The following is a 12,789-nucleotide window of genomic DNA, read 5'->3' as shown; positions in this document are numbered from 1 at the left end:
CCATGTCCGGAAAACCCGCCGCCCGCGTCACCGACCCGACCGCCTGCCCCGTCCCGGGCCACGGCGTGAACCCGATCGCCGCCGGCTCCCCCGACGTGCTCTTCGACGGCCTGCCCGCCGCCCGACAAGGCGACCCGTCCGCTTGCGGCGGCGCCATGGCCGGCAACGTGATCCCGAACGTGCTGATCAACGGCAAGCCGGCCGTCGTGGTCGGCAGCGTGGGTAGCCATGGCAATGTGGTCGTTGGTGGGTCGGGGACGGTGCTTATCGGGAGTACCCATTCACCCGCATCTTTCGTGGCACCGCTACCGATTGCCTTTGGCTTCGATGCTCAGTGCCTGCTGACGAACAGCCTGGGCGATCCTTTGGCCAACACCCGCTATTTGATTGTCCGCCAGGATGGCACTGAGGAAAGTGGTATCTCTGACGAGAACGGCCTGACCCATCGCCTGGCGGCACATTCCCAGGCCGAAAAATTCGAAATTTTCATCGAATTCTGAGGGACAGAGCGATGGCTAACGAGCCCAAGCGCCAGAAAGAAGGCGTGAACTACGTAAAGGCTGGCGAGTCCACTTCGTCTGAGGCCAAGCAGACCGCACCGGTAGTGGTCTCCTATTGCCGCTGTACCGGCAAAGAGGTGACTACGCTGAACGGATACGAATCCATCCCCAGCTACCGTGGCGACCTGCCATCTCCCCTACAGATCATCTGGTATGCCCCCAAGGGCGAAGACCTGCTACGAACTAGGTTTTCCGATACGGAAATCCGAAGCTGGATCAAGGACGCGGCTCACTACCACGGAATTCCGCATCTGCTGCTCGCGGTGATCCTGCAACAGGAAAACGGTCCTGGCGCCAGCACAACCCTGCAGGCGCTGCAGTTCGGCGAACGCTCACTGACGACCTTCCTCGCTATCGTCGACGAGGTGGCCTTCGATATCGTCCCCGACAAGGTCGCTGGCAGTTCCAGCGGGTTCGTCAACATGAGTCGAAAGACCCTGAGAGACGCCGCGACCTATACCGAGAGTTACTACTGCAAGAAGCCGATGCCCAAGGATGTGCAGTACCGGATCTTCGGTTTCGACCAAGACACCCGGATTCCCGGTGATGACTGGAAGGCCGATCTTTACTACGCCGCTGCGCATCTTCGACAACTGATCGATCGCATCACCGCAACACCCTGTCACAGCGGCCCCCTGGCACCAGACAAGCTCAAGGCGGTTATCGGAGCCTATAACGGGTCGGGTCCCCTGGCAGAGAAATATGCCAGTGATGCGATGGCACTCCTGGAGCGCGCCAAAACCGGTGCTTCGCCTCTGTACTTCTATGAACGCTAAACGAATCGTTCTACTACTCGTAGCCATCGCCCTACTGAGCATCCTGCTATTCACACGGCTTGCCAGCAATGCACTGATGCTGCTCATGGATCGCACCAACTTCATCCCTGCGCAAGCCTCGATCCTGACGCTGTCCCCGTACGTGATCAGTGAGGGCTCGGGCGCTTACTGGCTCTATGCCGAAGATCGCAACAACTACTACCACTTCACCTACGAGCCCGGCCGGGAATACCTAGTCATGAGCAAGAACCAGTCCTGCCCGTCCTTCAAGAAGGACGATTTCAGGACGTGGTGCCAAGCCAAAGTGCAGAGCATCCGCTAACCAGGCAACGGACGGAAAAGAAGCCAGGCATCCCCTCGAAATGCCTGCGCAAAGATGACCGGACCAGAAAACCAGAAAACCAGAAAACCAGAAAACCAGGGGCTGCCGGGCCCGCCTTGAAACAGCTACAGGGAAGAGCACCCGATGTCCTTCAACCACTACTACCAAAGCGAACTGAGCGCCCTGCGCCAGCTGGGCCGGCGTTTCGCCGAGCGCAGCCCGGCGTTGGCGCCGTTCCTTGCGCAGAGCGGGCGCGATCCGGATGTCGAGCGCCTGCTGGAGGGTTTCGCCTTCCTCACCGGGCGCCTGCGGCAGAAGCTCGACGATGAACTGCCGGAACTGACCCATTCACTGATGCACCTGCTGTGGCCGAACTACATGCGGCCACTGCCGGCGTTCAGCATCCTGCAGTTCGATCCGCTGCCGCATCCCGGCCCGGCGCTGCTGGTCCCACGCGATACGCCCGTGGAAAGCCAGCCCATCGCCGACGTGCGCTGCCGCTTCCGTACCTGCTACCCGACCGAGGTCGTGGCGCTGCGTACCAGCGGCCTGAACTACTCGGTGAAGGGCGATGGCGCGCTGCTCAGCCTGCGCCTGGAAATGACCTGCGATGGCCACCTCGGCGAACTGCAGCTGAACCGTCTGCGCTTCTACCTGGCCGGAGAGCGCTACATCAGCCAGATGCTCTACCTGGGCCTGGTGCACGACCTCGACAACGTCGAGCTGGTACCGCTGGACGGCGAGCACAAGCCCCTCGTCGAAGGCGAGAAGCCGATGCGCCTGCCGGGCGACCGGGTACAGCCGGTCGGCTTCGCCGAAGACGAGGCGCTGATCCCCTACCCGCTCAATACCTTCCGCGGCTATCGCTTCCTGCAGGAATACTTCGCCTTCCAGGACAAGTTCCTGTTCGTCGACCTGCTGGGCCTGGACCGCCTGCGCACCCTCCCCGAGGACAAGCTCAAGCAGGTACGCGGCCTGGAGCTGCGTTTCGACATCCGCCGCAGCGGCATCCAGCGTCTGCGGCCAACCCTGGACAACCTCAAGCTGCACTGCACGCCAATCGCCAATCTGTTCAGCCACGACGCGCTGCCGATCCGCCTGGATGGCAAGCAGGACGAATACCTGCTGCTGCCCGCCGAGTACGACGTGCAGAACTGCGGCGTCTTCGCCGTGGAGAACGTCACCGGCTGGCGTCCCGGCGGCCTGGGCCACCAGGAATACGTGCTGTTCGAGTCCTTCGAGCACGACGCCAGTTTCGACGTGCCCAGCAGCCGCCCGCACTACAGCGTGCGCCAGCGTTCCTCGCTGCTGCACGACGGCCTGGACACCTACCTGAGCTTCGGCGTGCGCGACTACGAAGAGCACGAGACCCTGTCCATCGAGCTGACCTGCACCAACCAGAACCTGCCGCGCCGCCTGAAGCTGGGCGACATCAACCTGGCCAGCGAGAAGACCCCGGAGTTCCTCAGCTTCCGCAACATCACCCCGGTGACGTCCAGCTACGCGCCGCCGCTGAATCGCGACTTCCTCTGGAAGCTCATCAGCAACATGTCGCTGAACTACCTGTCGCTGGCCAACATCGAGGCGCTCAAGGTGATCCTCGAGACGTACGACCTGCCGCGCTACTACGACCAGCAGGCCGAGAAGGTCAGCAAGAACCTGCTCAACGGCCTGCGCTCGGTCCGTCACGAACCGGTCGACCGCCTGCACCGTGGCCTGCCGGTACGCGGCCTGCGCACCGAGCTGACGATCGACCCGCAAGGCTACATCGGCGAAGGCGACATGTTCGTCTTCGCTTCCGTGCTCAATGAATTCTTCGCGCTCTACGCCAGCCTCAACTCGTACCACGAACTGCAGGTGAAAAGCACACAGGGAGAGGTGTACCAATGGACACCGCGCATGGGACAGCAGCCCCTGCTCTGAGCCGGCTCAGCCGGGACATTCGCGAGTACTCGCTGTTCCAGGCCGTGCTCCTGGTCATCGAGCGCCTGCGCCAGGCGACCCCGGAGGGCCTGCCGTGCAGCGACGAGGCGCTCTACGAACGCCTGGAGTTCCAGGCCAACCCGAGCCTGGGTTTTCCCGGCAGCGATATCCACAGCGTGCAGTTCTTCGAGGAGAACGGAGAGCCGCGCGCGCGCCTGCGCCTGAACCTGGTCAGCCTGTGCGGCTCCGGCTCGCCGCTGCCGGCCTTCTATGGCGAGCAGGCGCTGGGCGACAGCGAGGACGGCAACCCGACCCGCGATTTCCTCGACCTCTTCCATCACCGCCTGCACCGGTTATTGCTGCCGATCTGGCGCAAGTACCGCTACCACGCCCGCTTCGAAACGGGCGCGCTGGACGCCTTTTCCGAGCGCCTGTTCGCCCTCATCGGCCTGGGCGGCGAGCAGCTGCGCCGCGCCGAGGAGCTGAACTGGAAGCGCCTGCTGCCGTACCTGGGCCTGCTCAGCCTGCGAGCCCATTCCGCAGCGCTGATCGAGGCGGTGCTGCGTTACTACTTCAAGCACGCCGCGCTTTTCATCGAGCAGTGCATCGAGCGCAGCGTGTGCATCCAGGCGGACCAGCGCAACCGCCTCGGCCTGGCCAACAGCCGCCTGGGCGAGGACCTGGTGCTGGGGGAACAGGTACGCGACCGCAGCGGCAAGTTCCGCATCCACATCCGCGAACTCGACTGGGAGCGCTTCCACGACTTCCTGCCGATCGGCAACGGCTATCAACCGCTCTGCGCCCTGGTGCGCTTCACCCTGCGCGACCCGCTGGACTACGACCTGCGCCTGGAACTGCACCACGAGGCCATCCGCGAGCTACGCATAGGCGCCGACAACCCTTGCCGCCTGGGCTGGACCAGTTGGCTGGGACGGGAGCGTGCCGACGGCATCGTCACCCTGGGCAGCCGCATTCATTAAGGACCGATGACCCATGATCAACCTCGACCTGCAACAACTCGTCCAGGCCCTGGACGCCGAGACCCGCCGCGACCTGGAGGGCGCCGCCGAGCGCTGCGTGGCCCGCAACGGCAGCAAGATCCTCGTCGAGGATCTGCTGCTGGCACTGCTGGAGCGCCCCCAGGGCCTGTTGCAACGCGCCCTGCAGGATGCCGGGGTGGGCGTCGGCGAGCTGGCGGCGGCGCTGCAGCCACGCGCCGAGAACAGCGCCTCGCGCAACCCGGTGTTCGCCGTGGAGCTGATGCAGTGGCTGCAGGACGCCCTGCTGGTGGCCAACCTGGAACTGCGTCAGAGCCTGATCGACCAGGCCGCGCTGATCCTCGCCCTGCTGCGCAATCCCCTGCGCTATGCCGGTAGCCACTACCAGGAGCTGCTGGCCAGACTGAACGCTGAGCGCCTGCGCGAATACGCCCTGGCCCAGCAGGAGCGGCAACCCGCCACTGGCGCCGCCAATCCCGGCGAGTCGATGCTCGAGCGCTTCACCCACAACCTCACCCGCCAGGCCCGCGAAGGCCGGCTGGACCCGGTGCTGTGCCGCGACGGCGCCATCCGCCAGATGATCGACATCCTCGCGCGGCGGCGGAAGAACAACCCCATCGTGGTCGGCGAGGCCGGGGTCGGCAAGACCGCCGTGGTCGAGGGCCTGGCCGCGCGCATCGTCGCCGGCGAGGTGCCCGAGGCACTGCAGGGCGTCGAACTGCTGTCCCTGGACATGGGCCTGCTGCAGGCCGGGGCCAGCGTCAAGGGCGAGTTCGAGCGCCGCCTGAAGGGCGTCATCGAAGAAGTGAAGGGCGCGGCGCGACCGACCATCCTGTTCATCGACGAAGCCCACACCCTGATCGGCGCCGGCGGCCAGGCCGGCGGCTCGGACGCGGCCAACCTGCTCAAGCCGGCCCTGGCGCGCGGCGAGCTGCGCACCATAGCCGCGACCACCTGGACCGAATACAAGAAGTACTTCGAGAAGGATCCGGCGCTGGCGCGGCGCTTCCAGCCGGTGCAACTGCATGAACCCAGCGTGGCCGAGGCGGTGACCATCCTGCGTGGCCTGGCCAAGGTCTACGAGGCCAGCCACGGCATCTACCTGCGCGACGACGCCGTGGTCGCCGCGGCCGAGCTCTCGGCGCGCTACCTGGCCGGCCGCCAGTTGCCGGACAAGGCCGTGGACGTGCTCGACACCGCCTGCGCCCGTGTCCGCATCAGCCTGGCCGCCGCTCCGGAAAGCCTGGAGCGGCTGCGCGGCGAACTGGCCGAAGGCGAGCGCCAGCGCCAGGCCCTGCGCCGCGACCGCGAGGCTGGCCTGGCGGTCGACGATCAGGCCCTGGAAGTATTGCAGCAACGCCTGGAACAGGCCGCGGCGGAACAGACCGAGCTGGAACAGCGCTGGCAACGCCAGCGTGAGCTGGCCAACGAACTGCTCGACCTGCGCCAACGCCTGGCCAGGGCCCGCGAGGACGCGGAAGAGGATTCGGAAGGCCTGGAAGAACGCCTGCACCAGACCCACGCCACCCTGCGCGAAGCCCAGCAGGACGAACGCCTGGTCAGCTTCGAGGTCTGCCCGCGGCTGGTCGCCGAGGTCATCAGCCACTGGACCGGCGTGCCGCTGTCGCAACTGGCCCGCGAGCACAACGCCAAGGTCGCCAGCTTCGCCGCCGACCTGCGCCAGCGCGTGCGCGGCCAGGAACAGGCGGTGCAGGCGCTGGACCGGGCCATGCGCGCCACCGCCGCCGGCCTGAACAAACCCGACGCGCCGGTGGGCGTGTTCCTGCTGGTCGGCCCCAGCGGCGTCGGCAAGACCGAGACCGCCCTCGCCCTGGCCGACCTGCTGTATGGCGGCGAGCGCTTCCTCACCACCATCAACATGTCCGAGTTCCAGGAGAAGCACACCGTGTCCCGGCTGATCGGCGCGCCCCCCGGCTACGTCGGCTACGGCGAAGGCGGCATGCTCACCGAGGCAGTACGCCAGAAGCCCTACTCGGTGGTGCTGCTGGACGAGGTGGAGAAGGCCGACCCGGACGTGCTCAACCTGTTCTACCAGATCTTCGACAAAGGCATCGCCAACGACGGCGAAGGCCGCGAGATCGACTTCCGCAACACCCTGATCCTGATGACCTCGAACCTCGCCAGCGAGCGCATCGCCGCACTCTGCGCCGATGGCCAGCGGCCCGGCGCCCAGGCGCTCGAGGAAGCCATCCGCCCGGCGCTCAGCCGTCACTTCAAACCGGCCCTGCTGGCCCGCATGCGCGTGGTGCCCTACTACCCGGTGGAGGGTGAAGTGTTGCATGAACTGGTGCGCCTCAAGCTGGCCCGCCTGGGCGACCGCCTGCAGCGCCGCCAGCTGCAGTTCAGCCATTGCGATGCCCTGGTCGAACACCTCGCCGCTCGCTGCACCCAGGGCGACAGCGGCGCCCGCCTGATCGACCAGTTGCTCGACCAGCACCTGCTACCGCAGATCGCCGACCGCCTGCTGCAGGCCATGGCCGTGGGCGAAACGCTGAACCGCGTACACGCCACCCTCGATGGTGGCGCGGCCGTTACCTGCGAGTTCGCCTGAGGTGCCGGTCATGTTCAAGCGCATCTCCCAGCCGCTGCGCTATGCCGAAAGCCTGCTCGGCCACTACAACGAGCTGGCCCGGGCAGCGGACGCCCAGGGCCTGCTGGGCGGGTTCGTCCGCGCGGCCGGAGCGCTCAGCGGATGCGAACTGGTCCAGCTGTACCTGCTGGATGCCACCCACACCAGCCTGGGGCTGCATGCGGAGTGCCTGGAGGGGCGCCTGCAACCGCGGGAGGCAACCAGCCTGCCGGCCGACTACAAGGACCAGCAACTGCTGCAATACAGCCTCTGCCAGAACCGTGTACTGAGCCTCGCCGAGCTCAACCCCAGCCTGCACGAAACCGCCTTCCTGCCAAACGGCGGGCAACCGTGGCGAGCCCTGCTCTGCGTACCCCTGCAGGATGGCCAACAGGCGGTGCAAGGCCTGCTGCTGTGCGTCGGTCGCCAGGCCCATGAACTGGGAGGCTTCGCCGCCTCGCTGGAACAACTGGGCACTTTCGCCCTCTCGCAGCTGCAACTGCTGCAGCGCCTGCGTCTGCGCCGGGGCGAAGCCCCCCCGGTATCCACCCCGGCGAGCCCCTGCGCCAGCGGCTACGGCCTAATCGGCGACAGCCCGGCCATGCGCCAGACCTACCAGATGATCGGCAAGGTGCTGCACAGCCCCTACACCATCCTGCTGCAGGGCGAGACCGGCACCGGCAAGGAACTGGTGGCACGCGCCATCCACGACTGCGGGCCGCGCCGCAGCAGTGCCTTCATCGTGCAGAACTGCTCGGCGCTGCCGGAGCATCTGCTGGAAAGCGAGCTGTTCGGCTACCGCAAGGGGGCGTTCACCGGCGCCGACCGCGACCACCAGGGCCTGTTCGACGCCGCTGACGGCGGCACCCTGCTCCTCGACGAGATCGGCGACATGCCCCTGCCGCTGCAAGCCAAGCTGCTGCGGGTGCTGCAGGAGGGCGAAGTGCGGCCGCTGGGCAGTACCCGCACCCACCGCATCGACGTGCGGATCATCGCTGCAACCCACCGCGACCTGAATGCGATGGTCGCCACCGGGGAGTTCCGCGAAGACCTCTACTACCGGTTGGCGCAGTTCCCCATCGAATTGCCGCCGCTGCGCCAGCGCGGCGAAGACATCCCGCGCCTGGCCCGGCACTTCGCCGACAAGGCTTGCGCCTTTCTCCAGCGCGACCTCTGCCACTGGTCCGACGCCGCGCTGGACTGCCTGTCCGCCTATGCCTTCCCCGGCAACGTGCGCGAGCTCAAGGGCATGGTCGAACGCGCCGTGCTGCTTTGCGAAAGCGGCGAACTGCAACCCTCGCACTTCGTCCTGCGCGAAGAACCGGTAGACCCCGACCGCAGCCTCAACCTGCGTGAACGCCTGGAACAGGTGGAACGTGCCCTGCTGCTCGACTGCCTGCGCAAGAACGGCGGCAACCGCACCCTGGCCGCCCGCGAGCTGGGCCTGCCACGACGCACCCTGCTGTATCGCCTGGGGCGCCTGAACATCCATTCGACGGAGGCCTGAGCTTCCATGTCGAGCCCATCCATCACCGCTCTGCCATCAACCGGAGGTCGTCCGATGTCCCCTCTTCCCTGGCGCGCCGCGCTGCTCACCCTGGCCGTTCTGCTCGGCCTGACCGGATGCAGCGGCAACTACAAGTTCAACGACAAGGACTACCGCCCGCTGGGCGACCCGCAGACGCTCAACCGCGGCAACTGACCGCAAGGAGTCCACGACCATGGAACTGGTTTTCGAAATGGTGAGCGCCCAGCAATTCGTGCCCGGGCTACTGACCAACAAGACCTTCAAGCAGGCCGGCGGAGTGATCGGCCGCGCCGAGGACTGCGATTGGGTGATTCCCGATCGCCGCCGGCACCTGTCCGGCCACCACGCCGAAATCAGCTACCGCGATGGCGCCTTCTACCTGACCGACACCAGCAGCAACGGCATCCAGCTCAAGGAGAGCGGGGCCCGCCTGCGCAAGGGCGAGGCCCAGCGCATCGAGCACGGCTGCGTGTACTGCCTGGGCGACTTCGAGATCCGCGCGCGTCTGGTCCAGGACCCTGCGCAGTTCCTCGACCAGGTCGGCCGCCCGAGCGCGGCCGGCAGCATCATCCCGGACGACGCATTCCTCGACCTCGACCCACTGGCCGCTCTCAACCAGCAGGAGCGGGCCTACGTGCAGAGCGACGATTTCGGCCTGCTCGGCGCCCACCAGCAGACGGCGCGCCAGCAGGCCGACTATGCGCGCATCGACATGGAAAGCCTGCCCCTGCCGGAACTGGTGCCCGCCCCGCAGCCGGCGCCGGCCGCCGAGCCACCTGCCGAGCCGCAACGTCAGCCGGATGGTTTCTGGCAACGCTTCGCCGGCGCGCTGGGGGTGCCCCTCGACGACCTCGACCAGGATGCCCGCGAAGCCCTGGCAGTGGACGCCGCGCGCCTGCTACGCCAGTGCGTAGGCGGCCTGCAACAGAGCCTGCGCACACGCACCGAACTGAAGAACGAATTGCGCCTGGCCCTGACCACCGTACAAGGCGCTGGCAACAACCCGCTCAAGCACAGCGCTGACAGCCACGATGCGCTCAACGCCCTGCTGCGCCCCGGCAAGCCCGGCCAACTGCCCGCCGAACAGGCCGTGGCCCGCGCCTTCCGCGACCTGCAGGCGCACCAGGTGGCGTTGCTCAGCGCCAGCCGCGCCGCCGTGCGCGAAGCTCTCGAACACTTCGCCCCGGAACAGCTGGCGCTGCGCTTCGAACGCGATGGCCAGGTCTCGCGCTTCGCCGGCGCCGCCGGCCGCTGGCGCGCCTACGGCCGCTACCACCAGAGCCTGCGCCAGGACGACGAGTGGAGCGAACGCCTGCTCGCCCGCGATTTCGCCCAGACCTACGAAGAACAGGTCCGGCTGATCGCCACCCTCAACAGCGACTCCCAAGGATGATCTCCATGCCCCGCATGAAACCCTTCGTCGTGCTGGCCCTGCTGCTCCTGTGCAGCGCCTGCTCGAGCCTTTCGCCCTATTCCCGGCTGACCAAGCTCGACCTCGAGCTCAGCGCCAGCGAGCAGCTCAACCCCGATCTCAACGGCCGTCCCTCGCCGATCGTGGTGCGCCTGTTCGAACTCAAGCATCCCGTGGCTTTCGAGAACGCCGACTTCTTCAGCCTCTACGAACGCGCCAAGGAATCCCTCGCCCCCGACCTGGTGGCGAGCGAGGAACTGGAACTGCGCCCCGGCGACAAGCGCGAACTGAAGCTCAGCGTCAACGACGGCAGCCGCTACGTCGGCGTGCTCGCCGCCTACCGCGACCTGCCGGAAAGCCAGTGGCGCTACGTGGTGCAACTCACCCCGACACGGCAGACCCGTGCCCAGCTGCGCCTGGAACAGGACGGCATCCACGATCTGGGCGCCAGCCTGGCTAAGAAGGGTGACTGAGCATGACGGCACACAAGGTCATCTGGCGCGAAGGCATGCTCCTGCGCCCACAGCACTTCCAGCAGAACGATCGCTACTACGATCACCAGCTCAAGGCCCGCACACGCCTGTTGAACCGCTACAGCTGGGGCTTCTTCGAACAGGAAGTGGACACCCAGGGCCTGGCCATCGGCAAGCTGGTGCTCAACCGCGCCTCCGGCGTACTGCCCGACGGCACCCTGTTCGACCTGGGCAAGCTCGCCCAACCGCTGGCGGTGGACGTGCCGTCGAACACCAGCAACACCCCGGTGTACCTGGCCCTGCCGCTGGTCACCGGCAACCACATCGAGGCCCGGCGCCCGGAACAGCTGGACTTCCTCGCGCGCTACACCTGCCGCGAACAGGAAGTGGCCGACTCCAACGCCGGTGACGACAGCAGCAGCCAGGTCACCTGCGCCCACCCCGACTTCCAACTGCTGCTGGGCGAGCAGCGCAACGACCAGGCCTACGTGCGCCTGAAACTCTGCGACATCCTCGACACCTCGCCGGAAGGCGGCATCACCCTCGACCCCGAGTTCATTCCCACGCACCTGCACTTCCACGCCAGCGGCTACCTGCTGTCGTGCCTGAAGGAAGTGGTCAGCATGCTCGGCCACCGCGGCGAAACCCTGGCCGAACGCATCCGCTCCACCGGTACAGTGGGCGGCGCCGAGGTCGGCGACTTCCTCATGCTGCAACTCATCAACCGCACCGAACTGGTCCTGCGGCATTGCATGGACCTGGAGCAGGTGCACCCCGAGGAGGTCTACCGCACCCTGCTGGCGATGCTCGGCGAACTGGCCACCTTCGCCAGCGACAGCAAGCGCCCGCGCCTGGATGGGCGCTACCAGCACAGCGACCAGGGCGCCAGCTTCCGCAAGCTGATGGAAGCGATCCGCCAGGTGCTGTCGATGGTGCTGGAACAGCACGCCATCGAGCTGGTCCTGCAACAGCGCCAGTACGGCATCCTGGTCTCGCCGCTGCATGACCACAAACTGCTCGGCAGCGCCTCCTTCGTCCTCGCCGCCAGCGCCCAGTGCGACGCCGAGACACTGCGCCAGCGCCTGCCAGCGCACCTCAAGGCCGGCCCGGTGGAGCGCATCCGCCAACTGGTCAACCTGCACCTGCCGGGTGTCCGCATCAAGCCGCTGCCGGTGGCTCCGCGGCAGATCCCGTTCCACGCCAACAAGACCTACTTCGTTCTCGAACTCAGCCCGGAAGAACAGGCGCAACTGGAACGCTCCGGCGGCTTCGCCTTCCACGTCACCGACGAATTCCCCGGACTCGAGCTGAAGTTCTGGGCCATCAGGAACTGAGCGCATGATCAAGGAAATGGACTATTCGCAGGACGACAAGACCGTCCTGCTCGACCGTCGCACCGAGGAACCGGCCCGCGGCCCGCTGACCGACCTCGAGGAGCCGCCACGCTTCGAGCACCTGGAGCAGCGGATGATCTACGCCGCGCGCCTGCGCCCGGCGGAAGCCATCAACATCGGCCTCAATCCGCTGGTCAGCGCCGCCGCCGAGCTGCTGTCGGAAGTGGTGCGGCTGAAGCACAGCCCGGCCGGCGAGGAGTTGCAGGGCCTCAACCAGCGCCTGTCCGACGGCGTTCGCCAGTTCGAGCTGCTCGCCCTGCAGGACGGCGCCGACAACGGCCAGGTAATGGCCGCCCGCTACGTGCTCTGCACCGTGCTCGACGAGGCGGTGGTCACCACGGCCTGGGGCAACGAGAGCGAGTGGGCGCAGATGAGCCTGCTGAGCAACTTCCACAACGAGACCTTCGGCGGCGAGAAGTTCTTCCAGCTGCTCGAACAGGTGACCCGCAACCCGGTCAAGCACCTGCACATGCTCGAACTGATGTACCTGTGCCTGGCGCTGGGCTTCGAGGGCAAATACCGGGTGCTGCCACGCGGCCTGCTCGAACTGGAGGCGATCCGCGACAGCCTCTACCGGCAGATCCGCCAGCTGCGCGGCGACGTGCCGCGCGAGCTGTCGCCTCACTGGGAAGGCCTGCGCGACCAGCGCCGCGGCCTGGTGCGCATCGTGCCCTGGTGGCTGGTAGCGCTGTTCACCCTGGTCTGCCTCGGAGTGATCTATTCAGGCTTCGCCTGGGTCCTCGGCGAACAGCGCGAAAGCGTCCTGCAACCCTATCAGCAGCTCGACCCGGCGGCGGTCGAGCCCACGTCGTAA

At 66.7% G+C, this 12,789-nt stretch carries 12 protein-coding genes; all 12 read left to right on the top strand.

What is annotated here, in order from left to right; translation table 11 throughout:
- Positions 1 to 2 precede the first annotated feature (2 nt).
- The 12 genes from M8R19_RS21535 to icmH all read left to right on the top strand — a co-directional run bounded on the left by M8R19_RS21535 (position 3) and on the right by icmH (position 12,789).
- A complete protein-coding gene (locus M8R19_RS21535; RefSeq protein WP_074986232.1) occupies positions 3 to 500 on the top strand; it encodes a PAAR domain-containing protein in 498 nt (165 codons plus the stop codon).
- A gap of 11 nt (positions 501 to 511) precedes the next feature.
- Positions 512 to 1,336: a hypothetical protein gene (locus M8R19_RS21530; RefSeq protein WP_245322943.1), complete on the top strand. Its 825-nt coding sequence runs from the start codon at positions 512 to 514 to the stop codon at positions 1,334 to 1,336.
- Positions 1,337 to 1,412: 76 nt separating this feature from the next.
- Positions 1,413 to 1,658 carry a hypothetical protein gene (locus M8R19_RS21525; RefSeq protein WP_245322942.1) on the top strand — a complete coding sequence of 82 codons (246 nt, stop codon included), beginning with the start codon at positions 1,413 to 1,415 and terminating at the stop codon, positions 1,656 to 1,658.
- A gap of 144 nt (positions 1,659 to 1,802) precedes the next feature.
- On the top strand, positions 1,803 to 3,581 hold the full coding sequence (gene tssF, locus M8R19_RS21520; RefSeq protein WP_074986226.1) for a type VI secretion system baseplate subunit TssF: 1,779 nt from the start codon (positions 1,803 to 1,805) through the stop codon (positions 3,579 to 3,581).
- Positions 3,545 to 4,561, top strand: a complete 1,017-nt coding sequence (gene tssG, locus M8R19_RS21515; RefSeq protein WP_074986223.1) for a type VI secretion system baseplate subunit TssG — start codon at positions 3,545 to 3,547, stop codon at positions 4,559 to 4,561. The genes tssF and tssG overlap by 37 nt, the downstream gene beginning before the upstream one ends.
- Before the next feature lie 13 nt (positions 4,562 to 4,574).
- Positions 4,575 to 7,151 carry a type VI secretion system ATPase TssH gene (gene tssH, locus M8R19_RS21510; protein WP_249918843.1) on the top strand — a complete coding sequence of 859 codons (2,577 nt, stop codon included), beginning with the start codon at positions 4,575 to 4,577 and terminating at the stop codon, positions 7,149 to 7,151.
- Positions 7,152 to 7,161: 10 nt separating this feature from the next.
- On the top strand, positions 7,162 to 8,676 hold the full coding sequence (locus M8R19_RS21505; RefSeq protein ID WP_249918842.1) for a sigma-54 interaction domain-containing protein: 1,515 nt from the start codon (positions 7,162 to 7,164) through the stop codon (positions 8,674 to 8,676).
- Positions 8,677 to 8,730: 54 nt separating this feature from the next.
- Positions 8,731 to 8,871, top strand: a complete 141-nt coding sequence (locus tag M8R19_RS21500; RefSeq protein ID WP_249918841.1) for a type VI secretion protein — start codon at positions 8,731 to 8,733, stop codon at positions 8,869 to 8,871.
- A 19-nt stretch (positions 8,872 to 8,890) separates the two neighbouring features.
- On the top strand, positions 8,891 to 10,090 hold the full coding sequence (tagH, locus tag M8R19_RS21495) for a type VI secretion system-associated FHA domain protein TagH (RefSeq protein ID WP_074986211.1): 1,200 nt from the start codon (positions 8,891 to 8,893) through the stop codon (positions 10,088 to 10,090).
- 5 nt (positions 10,091 to 10,095) lie between these two features.
- Positions 10,096 to 10,581 carry a type VI secretion system lipoprotein TssJ gene (gene tssJ / locus M8R19_RS21490; RefSeq protein WP_116425587.1) on the top strand — a complete coding sequence of 162 codons (486 nt, stop codon included), beginning with the start codon at positions 10,096 to 10,098 and terminating at the stop codon, positions 10,579 to 10,581.
- Between the two features lie 2 nt (positions 10,582 to 10,583).
- A complete protein-coding gene (gene tssK / locus M8R19_RS21485) occupies positions 10,584 to 11,915 on the top strand; it encodes a type VI secretion system baseplate subunit TssK (RefSeq protein WP_249918840.1) in 1,332 nt (443 codons plus the stop codon).
- A 4-nt stretch (positions 11,916 to 11,919) separates the two neighbouring features.
- A complete protein-coding gene (gene icmH, locus M8R19_RS21480) occupies positions 11,920 to 12,789 on the top strand; it encodes a type IVB secretion system protein IcmH/DotU (RefSeq protein WP_116425589.1) in 870 nt (289 codons plus the stop codon).

This window comes from Pseudomonas sp. R3.Fl (assembly GCF_023516765.1).
Classification (GTDB): Bacteria; Pseudomonadota; Gammaproteobacteria; order Pseudomonadales; family Pseudomonadaceae; genus Pseudomonas; species Pseudomonas citronellolis.
This window is presented reverse-complemented; position numbering and strand designations above follow the sequence as displayed.